This is a genomic window from Streptomyces sp. NPDC001515, from assembly GCF_053597115.1.
Genome location: NZ_JBSFHN010000038.1, coordinates 50,428 through 66,059, shown reverse-complemented (window position 1 = coordinate 66,059; position 15,632 = coordinate 50,428). Strand labels below are relative to the sequence as shown.

The window sequence follows — 15,632 nt, the reverse complement described above, 5'->3', positions numbered from 1 at the left end:
GCGGATCCTCCCTTCGGCCCCTGACGGTGTGCGTCCGGGGCGCGGCGGGTGCGGGCCGGGCGTCAGGCCCTGGCGCGCCTGCTTCCGCTCTTCATGGACGCGCCGGCGCAGACCAGTCCGAGCAGGACGGTGAGTCCGCCGATGATGACGTTGTTGAGCACGACACCCGTGTCCGGGCTGCTGCCCACCACCCAGGGCGAGATGATCATCCAGGCGCCCATGGCGCAGATGGCCCAGCTCAGTCCGTACATGCGCTGCGGCATCACGGTGAACCCCAGTCCCAGCACGGCGATCGCGATCCCCATGACCAGGTTGTGGGTCACCAGCGGGGTCTGCGAGGTCGTGAAGTGCAGTACCCACGGCGAGACGGCGCAGTACAGGCCGACCAGGAAGACCGGGGCGTCCACGAGGGCCACATCGCGCCCGCCCATCATCCGGTCGTAGCGGTCGCGCATTTCGGAGACATCGGGATGTCCGGCCATGTCATGGTCGGCATGCGAGACGTTGGACATGAAGCTCGTCTCCTTCGGTCGCGCAGGCCACGGTGCTGCCCTGTACGACAAACGGCCTGCCCTGCCATTCTGCTCTTATATGTCCCTTATGTGTAGGGCTGAGGCGGCGGAATAACCGCAGGAACCGCACCGGTCGCGGCGTCGTCCAGCTGCCGGGCCAACGCGACCAGTTCCGGCGTCCGCAGCACGCGGTCGCCGTACCCGGGAAGCGGGACGTGCAGGGGGTCCGTCCAGCGCGTCGGAATCGCCGCGATGCCGTACACGGCCCCCGCGAGCGCTCCCGTCACCGCCGCCACGGTGTCCGTGTCCCCGCCCACGTCGACGGCCGAGGCGAGCGCCTCCTCGTACGACCCCGTCGTGCGCAATGCCCACAGCGCCGTACCCAGGCAGGGCCACACCGCACCGTTGAACTCCGTCGCGAGCTCCGGCCGCCAGCCGGCCGCGAGAACGGTGGCCCACCGGTCCCGGTGCGCGGCGTCCACCAGGGCCAAGGTGTCCGGGACGGCGGCGAGGGGGTCGTCGCCGTCCAGTGCCACCCGGATCAGCTCGTGCAGAACGGCCGTGCCCTCCCAGGCGGCCCTGTCGCCGTGGGTGAGGGCGGCGATCCGGCGGGCCGCCTCCATGGTGAGCGCCCGCGCCTCGGTGGTGGGGCGATCCGGGGCGGCGAAGCGCACGGCGGACGGGGCGGCGCGCATCAGCGAACCGTTCCCCGCCGCGCGGCCGTTGACCTGGAAATGCAGGGCCGCAGCGAGGTGCCAGGGATCCCCGCCGGTCAGCACCGCCTCCGTCTGGAGACCGATGTCCTTGGGATCTCCGGCCGCCCACCGCTGGAACCGGGCGAAGAGGTCGGGCAGATCCAGACCCCCGCGCTCCAGCAGGGATTCCGCGACGAGCACCGCCATCTGCGTGTCGTCCGTCGCCTCGCCCGGATCCCAGCCGCCGCCCCCGCACATCGTGCCGACGCCGTCGGGGAAGCGGGCGGTGTAGACCCCGGGCGGTCCGAACTCGAAGGGTGCGCCCAGCGCGTCACCGACGGCCGAGCCGACCACGGCGCCCGCCGCCCTGTCCTTTCGCTGCGGGGAGTCCATGCGGTCACCTTACGAAAGGTCCGGTCTGCCGGGCCGGGACTTTCGCATGGGTCAGCGGGCCGGCGTCAGCACTGTGTCGACCAGATACACCGTCGCGTTGGCGGTCGTGACGTTGCCGCAGACGACTTTGGACGTCGTGTTCACCGTGTACGTCACGCCCGAACCGGACGTCCTCAGTTCGCCCTTCTCCAGGGTGCTGAAGGAGCCGTGCGCCAGCTGTTCAGGTGTCAGCTTTCGCCCCACCACGTGGTACGTGAGCATCCTGGTGAGCGCGGCCCTGTCGGTGAGGAGCGTGTCGAGGCCGGCTTTCGAAAGCTTGGCAAAGGCATCGTCGGTCGGTGCGAACACGGTGATGTTCTGTGCGTTGTTCAGTGTGTCGAACAGGTCGGCCTTCTTGACGGCCTCGGCCAGGGTGGAGAGCGCGGGGTTGTGCGACGCGGCCGTGGCGAACGGGTCCGCCGCCATACCGTTGAACGACCCCGCGCCCCTTCTCGGCACTGCCGAGCAGGCCGGTCCGAAGGGGCCTGCCAGGGGATCGACGGCGGCTTCGGGCGTCGGTGCGGATGCCTCGGACGAACCTGTTCCGGCCCCTGCCGCGCTGTTCCCGTACCCGTCGGAACAGGCCGTCAGTGACAGCGGAAGGGTGAGCGCCGCGGTCAGGGCGAGGGCGGAGCGACGGGTGTGCAGGGCCTTCATGAGGTGCTCGCCTTTGCTTGTCGTGAGCGATCGATCGCTTTGCGTGATCGCGTGATCGCGTGATCGTTTGATCGATCGAGCGATCACCGTGTTCCTTTGATCGTTTGGTCGATCAGCCGGCCGGTCGGGCGACGGAGGCCCGGACCCAGCGGGAGCCGGTTCGGGGTGCGTCTCTCAGGACACGTCGACCACCACCGTGTGGTGGCCGGTCGCTCCGTCGGGCACGGTTCCCGTGCGGCGGGCGGTCTGCGTCGCGCCGGTGCCGTCGGTCGCGCGGACTTCGAGGGTGTGGCGGCCGGAGGTCGCCGTCCAGTCCCACACCCACTGGCGCCAGGTGTCGCGGCTGTCCTGCGCGGCCAGGCGCGCGGTGTGCCACGGTCCGCCGTCGACCCGGACCTCGACCCGGGAGATGCCCCGGTGCTGGGCCCAGGCGACCCCGGCGACCGGGATGCGGCCGGCCTCGGGGGAGGACAGGGAGCGCGGGGTGTCGATGCGGGACTGGGTCTTGACGGGCGCCTGCGGGGACCATGACCGCTTGACCCAGTACGCGTCGTAGTCGGCGAACGTCGTCAGTTCGATGTCCTTGATCCATTTGCAGGCCGACACGTATCCGTACAGACCGGGGACCACCATCCGCACCGGGAAGCCGTGCGTGAAGGGAAGCGGCTCCCCGTTCATACCGAAGGCGAGCAGGGCGTCCCGGCCGTCCATGACGGCCTCGACCGGGGTGCCGATCGTCATGCCGTCCACGGACCGGGCCACCAGCTGATCGGCGGGCCCGCCCCGTGACGGCGGCTCCACTCCTGCCTCGCGCAGCACATCGGCCAGCCGTACGCCGAGCCACCGTGCGTTGCCCACGTACGGACCGCCGACCTCGTTGGAGACGCAGGCCAGCGTGATGTCCCGCTCGACGGTCTCGCGCCGCATCAGGTCCGGCAGCGTGAGCGTCAGGGGGCTGCGGACGCCCCTGCCGTGGATCCGCAGCCGCCAGCCGTCGGCGTCGACACGCGGGACGACCAGGGCCGTGTCCACGCGGTAGAAGTCGCCCGCCGGGGTCGTGAAGGGACCGAGCCCCCGGATGCGGAGATCGGCGCCGGGAGGGACCGGACGCGCGGGCGAGTCCGGTACGGGCAGCACCAGGTCGCGCCGGGACGCCTCGGCGCCCGCCTCGACGGAAGAAGTGAGCCGGCGGCCGACGAACCCCGCCCCGGCCGAGGCCGCCGTCGCGAACGCCGCGGCGACGACGAACCGCCGCCGGTCGAAGGCGCCTTCGGTCGCCCCGGCGGTGGGTGCGCGGACCGGCGCGAGTCGTCCGACGAGGAGATACAGCACCCCGGCCGCCACCACGGCGCCCACCACCGACGGCAGGGCGTCGGACAGCCGGCCCTCCGGCCGCCCGACCGCCGCGGCCGCCCCGATCCCGCCGAAGACGAGCACCGCCGCGGCGCCCGTACGCCGGTGCCGCAGCGCCAGCACCCCGACCAGCGCGGCGAAGACCGCCAGCAGGGCCACGATGCCCAGCTCCAGCACCAGCTTGTCGCGCGTGCCGAAGTTCCGTACGGCGAAGTCCTTGAGTGCCGGGGGAGTGCGGTCGATCACCGCGCCGCCCACCGCCGCGACCGGCCCCGCCTCGGGGCGGACGGCCGCCGCGACGAACTCGGCCACGGCCAGGGCGCAGAAGCCGGCGATCAGCCCGGCGAGCGCGGCGCATCCGGTACGCAGCAGGCGCGGCCACCGGAACGTGCGGGGCCGGTCGCCGTCCGCGTCCGCGTCCTCGGTGCCGGTGCCGGTGCCGGCGTCGGCAACGGCCCCGTTTGCGTTTCCGCTTTCGCTTTCGTTTCGTCTTTCGTTTTTGCTTTCTTTTCCGTTCTCGTCTTCGTTCGGCGGCATCTTCCGATCCTCGCTCACGACGGGGTTGCGTACCCCCTCGCCGTGCGGAGGAGCCCGCCTTCCCCCGAGTGAAGCGCGGACATCAGTGCGCCCCGCACACCGGCCGCCTCCCAACGGCCAGATGTGCGGGGCGATCACCGCGAAGCGATCGTGACCCGCCCGGGACGACCCGGCCCGGTGGGGCCTTTCGACCGCCGCGTCAGGGGGGTGCGCCGCCGTTCCGTGCGGCTGCCCACGGTGGACGGGTGCCCCTTCGCGGGCCGTTCAGACCACTGGGACGAGCGCCGGCGACCGGGGCGTCTTTCACGCGAGCTTCCTTCCGGGGTGCCGGGCGGTGTCCCCGGGGGGTCCGGGGCCGGTCGAACGGTGACGGGGGCAGACGCGTGATCTTGCCATGCCCTCAAGGGTGCGCGATGCCCACACAGATTCGCGATACATCGCGGTTGACCATCGGAAGTGATTCACGATATGTTCGCAGACGAGTATTCGACGACGAGGAGCGGAGGCCGGGGCAGGTGGCGAAGCGGCGCAAGCTCAGCAATCCGCTGGCGCTCACGGTCATGGTGCTGCTCGACGAGCGCCCCATGCACCCGTACCAGATCGCCCAGACGCTCCGGCGCCGGGGCAAGCAGCACAGCGTGAAGATCAACTTCGGCTCGCTCTACACCGTGGTCCAGAACCTGGAGAAGCACGGATATGTCGAGGTCACGGGCGTGCATCGGGAGGGGAACCGTCCCGAGCGCACGCTGTACGGCCTGACCGAGGCCGGGCGCGACGAGATGCTCGCGTGGCTGTCCGATCTGATCGCGGTGCCGGCCGACGAGTTCCCCGTCTTCGACACGGCCCTCTCCCTCCTTCCGGTGCTTCCGCCGGACGAGGTGGCGGAACTGCTGGAGGACCGGGAGCAGACCCTCGCTGTGCATGCCGCGGCGTTCCGGGGCATCCTCACTCAATTGGGTGACACGCTTCCCCGCATCTTCATCATCGAGACCGAATACCAGCTGCACATGATCGAGGCGCAGTGGGGCTGGGTGAGGAATTTCCGCAAGGAACTGACCGAGTCCACGCTCGACGGCATCGAGCAGTGGAGGGCCTTCCACGACACGGGCACGATGCCCGAGGAGTGGCGGGACCTCGACGAGCAGGGCGTCGTCCTCGACCCCGGGCAGGAAGGCTGACGCGGGGGAGGGGCCGAAGCAAGGGGGACCCCGGCGGGGGCTGTTGCAGCAGCACCCACCGGGGTCTCGAACCCCGGACCGGGCACGCCGTGAGAGCGTGCGGGCCATCGAGGTGCGGCACACCCAGGATAGCCCGGCGACACTCACGCGGACCGGTTCGGCCCATCGGGTGCACGGAACACCGTGCGCCCCGCCGACCACAGGAGAGCTCCGCCATGAGCACCCGTGCGCCCGCCGTCCAGGCGCGGCAGCTGATCAAGACCTATCCTGGTGACGTCACCGCGCTGAACGGCATGGACCTCACCGTCGCGCGCGGCACCGTGTTCGGGCTCCTCGGGCCCAACGGCGCCGGGAAGTCCACCACTGTCAAGATCCTCACCACCCTGGCGCGCCCGGACTCCGGCACCGCCTCCGTCGCCGGGCACGACGTCCTCGCCCACCCCGACCGGGTCCGCCGCGCGATCGGCGTGGTGGCCCAGAAGTCCGGCGCCGACCCGGTCGCCACCGGCCGGGAGAACCTGCTGCTCCAGGGCCGGCTCTACGGAATGCGCGGCGCCGCCGTCCAGCGCCGCGCCGACGAACTGCTGGAACGCTTCGACCTCGCCGATGCCGGGAAACGCCTGGTCAAGGGGTACTCCGGCGGTATGCAGCGACGTCTCGACGTGGCGATCGGCCTGGTCCACCGCCCCGAGGTCCTCTTCCTGGACGAGCCGACGACCGGACTCGACCCGGAGGCGCGCACCGCCATGTGGGAGGAGATCTCCCGGCTGGCCGGTGAGGAGGGCCTGACCATCGTGCTCACCACGCACTACCTGGAGGAGGCCGACCGCCTCGCCGAACGCGTCGCCATCGTCGACCGCGGCCGGGTCGTCGTCGAAGGCACCCCCGACGCCCTCAAGGGCGAACTGCGCGGCGACGCCGTCCATCTGGAACTGCGCGCCGGACACGTCCCCGACGGCACGTCCGCCGTGCTCGCCGGCCTGCCCGGGGTGCACGACGTCCTGGCGGACGGCCGTCGGGTCAGTGTCCGCGCCGAGGACGGCGCCGCCGCCGTCCCGGTGCTGCTCGCCGCCCTGGAGCGGGCCGGTACGGGCGTGGCCTCGGCCACCGTGGCCCGCCCCTCCCTCGACGACGTCTATCTGCGCTACGCGGGCCGTCGCTTCGCGGACGCCGAGGCGGACGCCCCGTCCGCGTCCGCCTCCGCCCCGGCCGTCGCGGGAGGTGCCCGATGAGCAGCCAGTCGCTCGCCCAGACCTGGTACATGACCCAGCGCCAGTTGACGCAGATCCTGCGTCAGCCGGTCTTCGTCGTCATCTCGCTGATCCAGCCGGTGATCTGGCTGTTCCTGTTCGGCAACCTCTTCAGGAAGGTCGTCGAACTCGGCGGGTTCGGCACCACCTCCTACCTGGACTACCTGGTCCCCGGCATCGTCGTGATGAGCGCCCTCGGGTCGAGCATGTGGGCCGGCATGGGGACCCTGGAGGAGATCGAGCGCGGCACGCTCAACCGCTTCCTGACCACGCCGGTCAGCCGCAACGCCCTGATGAACGCCAACGTGGTGCAGACCGGCATCAGCACGACCCTGCAGTCCCTGGTCATCATCCTGCTCGGCCGGGCGGCCGGAGCCGCCTATCCGGGCGGTGCGACCGGACTGTTCGTGCTCGTCGCGGCCTCGGTCCTGCTCGGGACGGTGTTCGGCGCGCTCTCCAACGCGCTCGGCATGCTGGTGCGCCAGCGGGAGTCGATCATCGGCATCAACACCTTCCTGCTGCTGCCGCTGACCTTCCTGTCGTCCTCCTTCATGGCACCGAGCCAGATGCCCTCCTGGATGAGCCGCGTCGCCGACTTCAACCCGGTCGACTGGGCGATGGTCGCCGGCCGTTCGTCGCTGACCGCGGACCCCGACTGGGGTCTCGTGCTCGGCCGGGGCGCGGCACTCCTGGCGCTCGCCGCGGTCGCCTTCTGGCTGTCCACCCGCACGTTCCGCTCGTACCAGAAGTCCGTCTGAGCGCCGGGGTTCACCGGTCCGCGGCCGTGCCCCGCACGGATGCGGACCGGTCCCCGCGCAGCCGGTCCCCGCGCAGCCGGTCCCCGCGCAGCCGGTCCCCGCGCAGCCGGTCCCCGCGCAGCCGGGCCGCGCGCAGCCGGTCCCCGCGCAGCCGGGCCGCGCGCAGGGCGAGGAAGAGCAGCAGCCCGAACGGGGAGAGCAGGATCGTCAGCACGAGCAACGGGCCCATGACGAGGGGCGTGACGCCCAGCCGCCGGCCCTCCAGATACATCCACTGACCCAGCAGCAGATCCCAGGCGATCACCTGTGCCCAGACCGCCCCCGCCCCGTTCGCCAGGGCGGTCAGTTCGCGGAAGGTGTCGATGTCCGGGCTGCTCACCGCCGTCCACAGCTCCGGGAGAACGGGCAGGGCCATCGTCAGATACACGGCCAGGACCGGCAGGACCGTCAGCGGCGACCGGGCGACGCGGGCCGTGATCGCGCGGCCCGGCAGGAAGATCATCATGAGCCAGAACGGCGCCGCCAGCAGGAAGGCGGCTTCGAAGAGGGCACCGGTCATGACACGGACTCCTTCGCGGAGGCGGGGGCGGGCTGTTCGGGGGTGCCCGACGCGGCCGGTGCCGGCGCGGGGGAGGGGCGCAGCGCTCCGTAGGTCCCGGCGGCCGTGGCGGCCACGAGCAGAGCGGCGGCCGTGAGGGTCGCACCGTCGGGGTGGACGAGCGGTTGGCCGCGCAGCGCCTGCCAGGTGACCAGGGCGGTGAGTGCCGCGTACGCCGCCGAGGCGACCAGCACCAGCCGCAGCCGGACCCGGGGATCGCGCAGCAGGGCGAAGCGCGGGGCCAGGGCCACGAGCGCCATCAGGAAGAGCGGCAGCAACTGGAGCGCGTGCATGCCCACGAAGTGCGGGATGCGCAGATCCCCGCCGGTCGTCGACCAGCCCGTGAGCGGCATCGAGGGGCCACCGTCCGGCACGCCCACGGCGTGTCCGCCGATCACGTCGGCCGTGTCCAGACCGCCGGCCGCCCGCTGCTCCTCGGTGGGCCGCGTCATCAGGAAACCGAGCCCCGCGCCCAGCAGGGCGAGGACCACGCCGGAGCGGATCGCCCAGGCTGCGGCCCGGTCGGTTATTCGGGCCCGGAGCAGCAGGATCGCGATGACCAGGGTGCCGGCCCAGAGGACCACGACCGTCACCGCCATCGCGCCGAACAGCGCAGAGTCGAAGGGTGTGGCGTGGTTGAAGTGGCTCCGCCTGCCCCGGATCACCTGGCCCGTGATGATCGCCATCTCCACGAGGCTGGACGCCGCGACCACCGTCCCCGCCCACCAGCCCACGCGCCGGCCGCGGGTGAGCAGCGTCAGCATCCACGCCAGGGCCAGTGCGTACACCACGAACGACACGGCGAACTTGAAGGGTTTGGCCCAGATAGCCGCTCCCGCCAGGACCCGGTCGTCGACCAGCAGGCCGATGGCCGAGACGACGGTCATGACGGCCATGAGCGCGGCGAAGACGACTAACGGACGGTGCCAGGTACGCCAATGAGGCATGAGGATCCCCCCTGGGAATATAGATAGTGGAGCTTACTGCTATCCGATAGGGGAACTATCTATGATGTGACCTTGATCAGGCAAGTGGGAAAGTGGGGAGAACGCGCGGTGCGCATCGGCGAGTTGAGCCGCAGGTCCGGGGTTCCGGTTCCGACGATCAAGTTCTACGTACGCGAGGGCCTGCTGCCCGCCGGCCGGCTGACCAGCCCCAACCAGGCCAGCTACGACGAGGGGCACGAGCGTCGGCTGCGGCTGATCCGCGCGTTGCTGGACGTCGGAGGGCTGTCGTTGTCGGCCATCGGGGAGGTGCTGAGGGCCACGGACGACCCCGGGCGCCCCGTGCACGACGTGCTGGGGGCGGCGGCGAAGCGCCTGACGCCGGCCCAGGAGGAGGACGCCGGGCCCGAGTTCGACGACGCGCGCGAGGACGTGGAGGAACTGCTGGAGCGCCGGAACTGGCTGGCCGGGGCGGAGAGCCCCGGTGGCCAGGCGCTCGCCGAAGTGCTGGTCGCGCTCCGCCGGGCGGGCCACGGCGGCTTCGTCGAACTGCTCGACGTCTACGCGAGCGCGGCCGAGGAGATCGCGCGGGCCGACCTCGACTACGTCGGGCGGCGGGTGGCGCGGGAGGACCTGGTGGAGAGCGTCGTCGTCGGCACGGTCCTGGGTGAGGCGATGTTCGGCGCGCTGCGCCGTCTCGCGCACGTGGACGCCTCGGTGCGCACGTACGGCGAGGGGGCGGGCGGCTGAGACACCGGGCGGCCCCCGCCCGCCTTGCCGTGCGCCGCCCCCGCGCCCGCCGCTGCACCGCCCTGTGCCCCTCCGCCGCGTACGGCGGGTAGGGCACGGAGGTGCGGGGAGGTGCGGCGTCCTACGCGGCGTTCTCCTGCTCGCGTTCCACCTGCTCGTTCCAGGCGCGCTTGACGGAGCGCCAGGCGTCGTCGTTCTGGCCGAGCCGCCAGTAGCCGGAGATGGACAGCTGGGACAGCGGAACGCCGCGGTCGAGGCGCAGGTGGCGGCGGATCTCCTTGACGAACCCCGCCTCGCCGTGGACGAACGCCTGCACCTCGCCCGCCGGGAACTCCAGCTCCCGCACGGCGGCCACGAGCGCCTCGCCCACCGGACGTTCGCCCCGGTGCAGCCAAGTGACCTCGACCCCGTCCGGCGTGGCGATCTTCTGCTCCTCGGAAGCGTCCGAGACCTCCAGGAAGGCGCGCACCACCGCGCCGGGCGGCATCTGCTCCACCGCCACCGCGACGGCGGGCAGCGCGCTCTCGTCGCCCACCAGGAGATGCCAGTCGGCCGATGCCTCGGGGCCGTAACCGCCACCTGGCCCGAGGAACGTCACCCGGTCGCCCGGCACGGCGCGCGCCGCCCAGGGTCCGGCCAGGCCCTCGTCGCCGTGGACCACGAAGTCGATGGCCAGCTCCCGGGTGACCGGGTCCCAGGAACGCACCGTGTACGTACGCGTGGTGGGCCACAGCTCGCGGGGGAACTCCTCGCGGATGCGGGCCACGTCGAAGGGGTGCTCGTACGTCGCGCCCTCGGGCGCGAAGCACAGCTTGACGTAATGGTCGGTGAAGCCCGAGAGCGCGAAGTCGGCGAGGCCGTCGCCGCCGAGCACCACCCGGACCATGTGCGGGGTGATCCGCTCGGTGCGCAGGACCTCCGCACCCCGTGCTCGGGGTGCCTGGCGTGCCGGTCGTTCTGCCACGGGTCGTCTCCCTGCTGCCGGTAACCGGACCGAGGAACCCCGAACGGCCCATCAGTCTTAGGGTTACCTAACCTAACACCTCAGGCGCCGAGTGTGGACAGCAGGCGCTGGAGCGCCCCGCCCAGACCCCACCGCGCCGCGAGCGCGTCCAGTGCGGCCGGATCGCGGGGCGCGGTGGGCAGCGTGGCGTCGAACGCGGGGAGCGGGACGTCCCCGGCGACCCGGACCACCTTCGGGGCCACCGCCACGTAGTCCCGGGCCTCGTCGAGCCGCTTGCGTTGCGACGGCGTGAGTCCGGCGGCCGGGTCGTCCACGGCGGCCATGATCCCCGCGAGGTCGCCGAAGGCGTCCAGCAGCTTCGCCGCCGTCTTCTCGCCGATCCCGGGGACGCCCGGCAGTCCGTCGCTCGGATCGCCGCGCAGCAGCGCCAGATCGACGTAACCGGGGCCGGACACCCCGTACTTCTCGCGCAGCCACGCCTCGTCCGTCAGTTGCAGGGTGCCGACGCCCTTCAGGGGGTAGAGGACCCGCACCTCCCGGGCGTCGTCCACCAGTTGGTAGAGGTCCCGGTCGCCCGTGACGATGTCGACCGGGCCGGTCGCGCGTCCGGTGAGGGTTCCGATCACATCGTCCGCCTCGTACCCCTCGACCCCCACCCGGGCGATGCCGAGCGCGTCCAGCACCTCGGCGATCACCGGCACCTGCGGGGCCAGCGTGTCGGGCGTCTCCTCCTCGTCGGGCACGCCCCGCTCCGTCTCCTCCGCGACGCGGTGCGCCTTGTACGAAGGGATCAGGTCGACCCGCCACTGCGGACGCCAGTCCGCGTCCCAGCAGGCCACGAGGTCGTCCGGGCGGTGGTCCTGCACCAGCCGGCCGATGAAGTCCAGGAGTCCGCGCACGGCGTTGACCGGGGTCCCGTCCGGTGCGCGCACCGAGTCGGGGACGCCGAAGTAGGCGCGGAAGTAGAGGGAGGCGGTGTCGAGGAGCATCAGGCGTCGCGTCACACCCCGATGATGCCGCACCCCACCGACACCGCCCCGCGTGGACGCGGTTCCCGGATCGTGGCCGTTCCTATGTGACCTGACTCACTCCTGTGTTTGCTCCGTGTAAGCCGGGGCAGGCGCGGCATCGGAGCGAACCACGTCGCATTTTCAACTAATGCATGTGCCATGCGGGCCGAACCCGCACCGCTCCACGGTCTGCCGGAGGGGGTGGCGGACCGTTTCGGTTCAACGCGTGAGGTGTATGTGTCAAGGCTGCAGGCCGAGCACTTGTACAAAGTGTTCGGCAGACGACCCGATCAAGCCGTGCGGATGCTGGAGAGCGGCACGGACCGCGAGGAGCTGCGCGCCGACGGAACGACCGCCGCGGTGATCGACGCCTCGTTCACCGTGGAGCCCGGCCAGATCTTCGTCGTGATGGGTCTGTCGGGGTCCGGCAAGTCCACGTTGCTGCGCATGCTCAACGGACTCCTGGAGCCCACCGCCGGCCAGGTGCTCTTCGACGGCCAGGACCTGACCGCCCTGAGCCCCGCCGAGCTCCGCCACGTCCGCTCCACCAAGATCAGCATGGTGTTCCAGCACTTCGCGCTCTTCCCCCACCGGAGCGTCTTGGAGAACGCCGGGTACGGCCTGGAGGTGCAGGGCGTCCCGCGCGCCGAGCGCGAGCGCCGCGCCACCGAGGCTCTGGAGCTCACCGGCCTCGCCGGCTGGGAGAAGTCCTGGCCCGACGAGCTGTCCGGCGGCATGCAGCAGCGCGTCGGCCTGGCCCGCGCATTGGCCACCGACGCCGATCTGCTGCTCATGGACGAGTCGTTCAGCGCGCTCGACCCGCTGATCCGCCGCGATATGCAGGACCAGCTCCTGGAGCTCCAGAAGCGGCTGAAGAAGACCATCGTCTTCATCACCCACGACCTCAACGAGGCCATGCGCCTCGGTGACCGCATCGCCGTGATGCGCGACGGCCGGATCGTCCAGCTCGGCACCGCCGAGGACATCCTCGTCACGCCCGCCAACGACTACGTCGCCTCCTTCACCCAGGACGTGGACCGCACCCGGGTGCTGACCGCCGGCGCCATCATGGCCGAGACGCAGACCGTCATGGGCACCCTGTGCGACCAGGGCAAGGAGCTGCGGAGCGCCGACGACGTGCTGCGGGCCACCCCGGCCACCGTCACCGAGTCCACGCCGATCATCGAGCTGTTCACGCCCTGCTCGCGCAGCAGGGTCGCGGTGGCCGTGACCGACGACCGGGGCGATCTCGTCGGTGTCGTCCCCCGGGAGCGTCTGCTCGCCGTCCTCGGCGAGCCGATGACCCCCGCCGACGCCACGCCGGCCGCCCCGATCTCCGCGAAGAAGGTGGCCGGTGTTTAGGCTCCACCTCGGCGACTGGGTCGACTCCGCCGTCGACTGGCTCCAGTCCCATCTGTCCTGGCTCTTCGACGCCATCAGCTCCGTGGTGAGCGGCATGTTCGACGGCATCGCCGCCGTGCTCTCCGCCCCCGCCCCCCTGCTCTTCGCGGGCATCGTCGCTGTCATCGCCTGGTGGCTGCGGGGTCTGCTCGCCGGGGTCCTCGCGTTCGCAGGCTTCGCCCTCATCGACTCCGTCGAGCTGTGGGACGAGGCGATGGACACCCTCACCCTGGTGCTCGTCGCGACGATCGTGACCCTGGTACTGGCCGTCCCCCTCGGCATCTGGGCCTCCCGGTCCAGGGCCGTCAGCGCGGTGACCCGGCCGGTCCTGGACTTCATGCAGACCATGCCCGCCATGGTCTACCTGATCCCCGGCGTCATCTTCTTCGGTGTCGGCGTGGTCCCCGGGATCATCGCCACCATCATCTTCGCGCTGCCCCCGGGCGTGCGGATGACCGAACTCGGCATCCGCCAGGTCGACGGCGAACTCGTCGAGGCGGCCGAGGCCTTCGGCACCACCTCGCGCAACACCCTGCTGCGCGTCCAGCTGCCCCTGGCCCTGCCCACGATCATGGCGGGCGTCAACCAGGTGATCATGCTGGGCCTGTCCATGGTGGTCATCGCCGGCATGGTCGGCGGCGGCGGCCTCGGCGGCTCCGTCTACCGCGCCATCGGCAACGTGGACGTGGGCCTCGGATTCGAGGCGGGCGTCTCCATCGTCATCCTGGCGATGTACCTGGACCGCATGACCGGAGCCCTGGGCCGCGAGGTCTCCCCGCTCGGCCGCCGCGCGGTCGCCAAGGCGCAGGCGATGGCCGGCGGACTCAAGGTGTGGAACCACCGCCCGCAGCCCGTCGTGGCCGTGGTCGGCGTCGTGGTCCTCGCCCTCGTCGCCGGCGGCATGGGCCTGTTCGGCTCCTCCGACGCGGACGGCACCGCGGGCTCCGACCCGGCGAAGATCGGTGCCGGCAAGAAGATCAGCATGGGCTACATCCCCTGGGACGAGGGCATCGCCTCCACCTTCCTGTGGAAGGAGCTGCTGGAGCGGCGCGGCTTCGAGGTCGACGTCAAGCAGTACGAGGCCGGCGCGCTGTACACCGGCATGGCGGGCGGCCAGATCGACTTCGAGACCGACTCCTGGCTGCCGGTCACGCACGCCGCGTACTGGAAGAAGTACAAGGACCGCCTGGAGGACATGGGCTCCTGGTACGGCCCCACCTCGCTGGAGCTGGCCGTCCCCTCGTACGTGAAGGGCGTCGAATCGCTCACCGACCTGAAGGGGAAGGCGTCCGACTTCAAGGGCCGGATCGTCGGCATCGAGCCGAGCGCCGGTGAGACGGGCCTTCTCAAGGACACGATCCTGCCGGGCTACGGCCTGGACAAGGAGTACAAGGTCGTCGACGGTTCCACGCCGTCCATGCTCGCCGAGCTGAAGCGCGCGTACGCCAAGAAGGAGCCGATCGTCGTTCCGCTCTGGTCACCGCACTGGGCGTACAACCAGTACGAGCTGACCAAGCTCAAGGACCCCAAGAACCTCTGGGGCAAGGGCGACGGCATCCACACGCTGGCCCGCAAGGGCTTCTCGGCCGACAACCCCGAGGTCGGGGCCTGGCTGAAGAACTTCAAGATGACCGAGGACCAGCTCACCAGCCTGGAGGCGCAGATCCAGAAGAGCGGCTCCGGCAAGGAGCAGGAGGCCGTCCGCGCCTGGCTCAAGGCCAACCCGGATGCCGCCGACGCCTGGACCCCGGTCGCCGACGCCGCCCCCAAGGGCGCGAACGGCAAGGACGAGCGCGACCGCCCGATCGAGATGGCCTGGTTCCCCTGGGAGGAGGACATCGCCGCCACGTACCTGTGGAAGGCCGTCCTGGAGGACCGCGGCTACAAGGTCAACCTGAAGCAGTTCGAGGTCGGCCCGATGTACGCCGCGATGTCCCGCGGTCAGATCGACGTGCAGTTCGACGGCTGGCTCCCGTACACCCAGAAGAACTACTGGGACACGTACGGCACGAAGCTGACCGACATCGGGTCCTGGTACGGCCCGACCTCGCTGGAGATCGCGGTGCCCGACTACGTCAAGGACGTGAAGTCCCTGGCCGACCTCAAGGGCAAGGGGTCGCGGTTCAAGAACCGCATCGTCGGGATCGAGCCGGGCACGGCCACGATGGAGAACCTGAAGAAGAACGTGCTCCCGGCCTACGGACTGGACGGCGAGTACAAGGTCCTCGACGGCTCCACCCCGGCCATGCTCGCCGAGCTGAAGCGCGCGTACGCCAAGAAGGAGCCCATCGCCGTCCTGCTGTGGACCCCGCACTGGGCGTACAGCGAGTACTCCATGACCAAGCTGAAGGACCCGAAGAAGGCCTTCGGCGACGGTGACCGGCTGCACACCATCGCCTCCAAGCGGTTCCCGGAGCTGTACCCGCGGCTGACCAAGTGGTTCAAGGACTTCAAGCTCAGCGAGGACCAGCTCGCCGGCCTGGAGAACGAGATCCAGAAGCGCGGCACCGGCCACGAGGCCGAGTCGGTGCGCGCCTGGATGGACAAGAACCCCGGCATCGCGGACACCCTGGCGCCGCGGAGCTGACCAGGC

At 71.1% G+C, this 15,632-nt stretch carries 13 protein-coding genes and 1 pseudogene; 6 read left to right on the top strand and 8 right to left on the bottom strand.

Going from position 1 to position 15,632, the window contains the following annotated elements; all coding sequences use genetic code 11:
* Nucleotides 1-62 precede the first annotated feature (62 nt).
* The 4 genes from ACWCXC_RS31260 to ACWCXC_RS31245 form a co-directional block, all read right to left on the bottom strand.
* Nucleotides 63-512: an SPW repeat protein gene (locus ACWCXC_RS31260; RefSeq protein WP_450891191.1), complete on the bottom strand. Its 450-nt coding sequence runs from the start codon at nucleotides 510-512 to the stop codon at nucleotides 63-65.
* 86 nt (nucleotides 513-598) lie between these two features.
* The gene (locus tag ACWCXC_RS31255) at nucleotides 599-1,600 is read right to left on the bottom strand and encodes an ADP-ribosylglycohydrolase family protein (protein ID WP_450891190.1); all 1,002 of its coding nucleotides are present in this window, start codon (nucleotides 1,598-1,600) and stop codon (nucleotides 599-601) included.
* 51 nt (nucleotides 1,601-1,651) lie between these two features.
* Nucleotides 1,652-2,296, bottom strand: a complete 645-nt coding sequence (locus ACWCXC_RS31250) for a fasciclin domain-containing protein (protein ID WP_450683338.1) — start codon at nucleotides 2,294-2,296, stop codon at nucleotides 1,652-1,654.
* A gap of 174 nt (nucleotides 2,297-2,470) precedes the next feature.
* Nucleotides 2,471-4,018, bottom strand: coding sequence for a sulfite oxidase (locus ACWCXC_RS31245; protein WP_450683370.1), 1,548 nt, complete (start codon nucleotides 4,016-4,018; stop codon nucleotides 2,471-2,473).
* Between the two features lie 683 nt (nucleotides 4,019-4,701).
* Between ACWCXC_RS31245 and ACWCXC_RS31240 the strand changes: the two genes are divergently transcribed.
* From ACWCXC_RS31240 to ACWCXC_RS31230, 3 genes are all read left to right on the top strand, one after another.
* A complete protein-coding gene (locus ACWCXC_RS31240) occupies nucleotides 4,702-5,364 on the top strand; it encodes a PadR family transcriptional regulator (RefSeq protein WP_450891189.1) in 663 nt (220 codons plus the stop codon).
* A gap of 215 nt (nucleotides 5,365-5,579) precedes the next feature.
* Nucleotides 5,580-6,596: an ATP-binding cassette domain-containing protein gene (locus tag ACWCXC_RS31235; RefSeq protein ID WP_450891188.1), complete on the top strand. Its 1,017-nt coding sequence runs from the start codon at nucleotides 5,580-5,582 to the stop codon at nucleotides 6,594-6,596.
* Complete coding sequence (locus ACWCXC_RS31230) at nucleotides 6,593-7,372, top strand: ABC transporter permease (RefSeq protein WP_450891187.1); 780 nt, start codon at nucleotides 6,593-6,595, stop codon at nucleotides 7,370-7,372. Before ACWCXC_RS31235 ends, ACWCXC_RS31230 begins: the two co-directional genes overlap by 4 nt.
* Nucleotides 7,373-7,517: 145 nt before the next feature.
* Here ACWCXC_RS31230 and ACWCXC_RS31225 read toward each other — a convergent pair.
* A pseudogene (locus ACWCXC_RS31225) lies at nucleotides 7,518-7,931 on the bottom strand (ABA4-like family protein); the annotation flags it as partial.
* Nucleotides 7,928-8,866: a hypothetical protein gene (locus ACWCXC_RS31220; protein ID WP_450891186.1), complete on the bottom strand. Its 939-nt coding sequence runs from the start codon at nucleotides 8,864-8,866 to the stop codon at nucleotides 7,928-7,930. The gene ACWCXC_RS31220 and the pseudogene ACWCXC_RS31225, both read right to left, overlap by 4 nt.
* 159 nt (nucleotides 8,867-9,025) lie before the next feature.
* On the opposite strand from ACWCXC_RS31220, the gene ACWCXC_RS31215 reads away from it, so the two are divergent.
* A complete protein-coding gene (locus ACWCXC_RS31215) occupies nucleotides 9,026-9,664 on the top strand; it encodes a MerR family transcriptional regulator (RefSeq protein ID WP_450683369.1) in 639 nt (212 codons plus the stop codon).
* Nucleotides 9,665-9,785: 121 nt separating this feature from the next.
* Here the strand turns inward: ACWCXC_RS31215 and ACWCXC_RS31210 are convergent, their stop codons facing one another.
* The gene (locus ACWCXC_RS31210) at nucleotides 9,786-10,628 is read right to left on the bottom strand and encodes a siderophore-interacting protein (protein WP_450891185.1); all 843 of its coding nucleotides are present in this window, start codon (nucleotides 10,626-10,628) and stop codon (nucleotides 9,786-9,788) included.
* An 80-nt stretch (nucleotides 10,629-10,708) separates the two neighbouring features.
* Nucleotides 10,709-11,617 (bottom strand): 5'-3' exonuclease, encoded by a 909-nt coding sequence (locus ACWCXC_RS31205; RefSeq protein ID WP_450683368.1) that lies wholly within the window; start codon nucleotides 11,615-11,617, stop codon nucleotides 10,709-10,711.
* Between the two features lie 318 nt (nucleotides 11,618-11,935).
* Between ACWCXC_RS31205 and ACWCXC_RS31200 the strand changes: the two genes are divergently transcribed.
* Nucleotides 11,936-13,000: a quaternary amine ABC transporter ATP-binding protein gene (locus tag ACWCXC_RS31200; protein ID WP_450683331.1), complete on the top strand. Its 1,065-nt coding sequence runs from the start codon at nucleotides 11,936-11,938 to the stop codon at nucleotides 12,998-13,000.
* Complete coding sequence (locus ACWCXC_RS31195) at nucleotides 12,993-15,626, top strand: ABC transporter permease/substrate binding protein (protein ID WP_450891184.1); 2,634 nt, start codon at nucleotides 12,993-12,995, stop codon at nucleotides 15,624-15,626. The genes ACWCXC_RS31200 and ACWCXC_RS31195 overlap by 8 nt, the downstream gene beginning before the upstream one ends.
* Nucleotides 15,627-15,632: the final 6 nt, after the last annotated feature.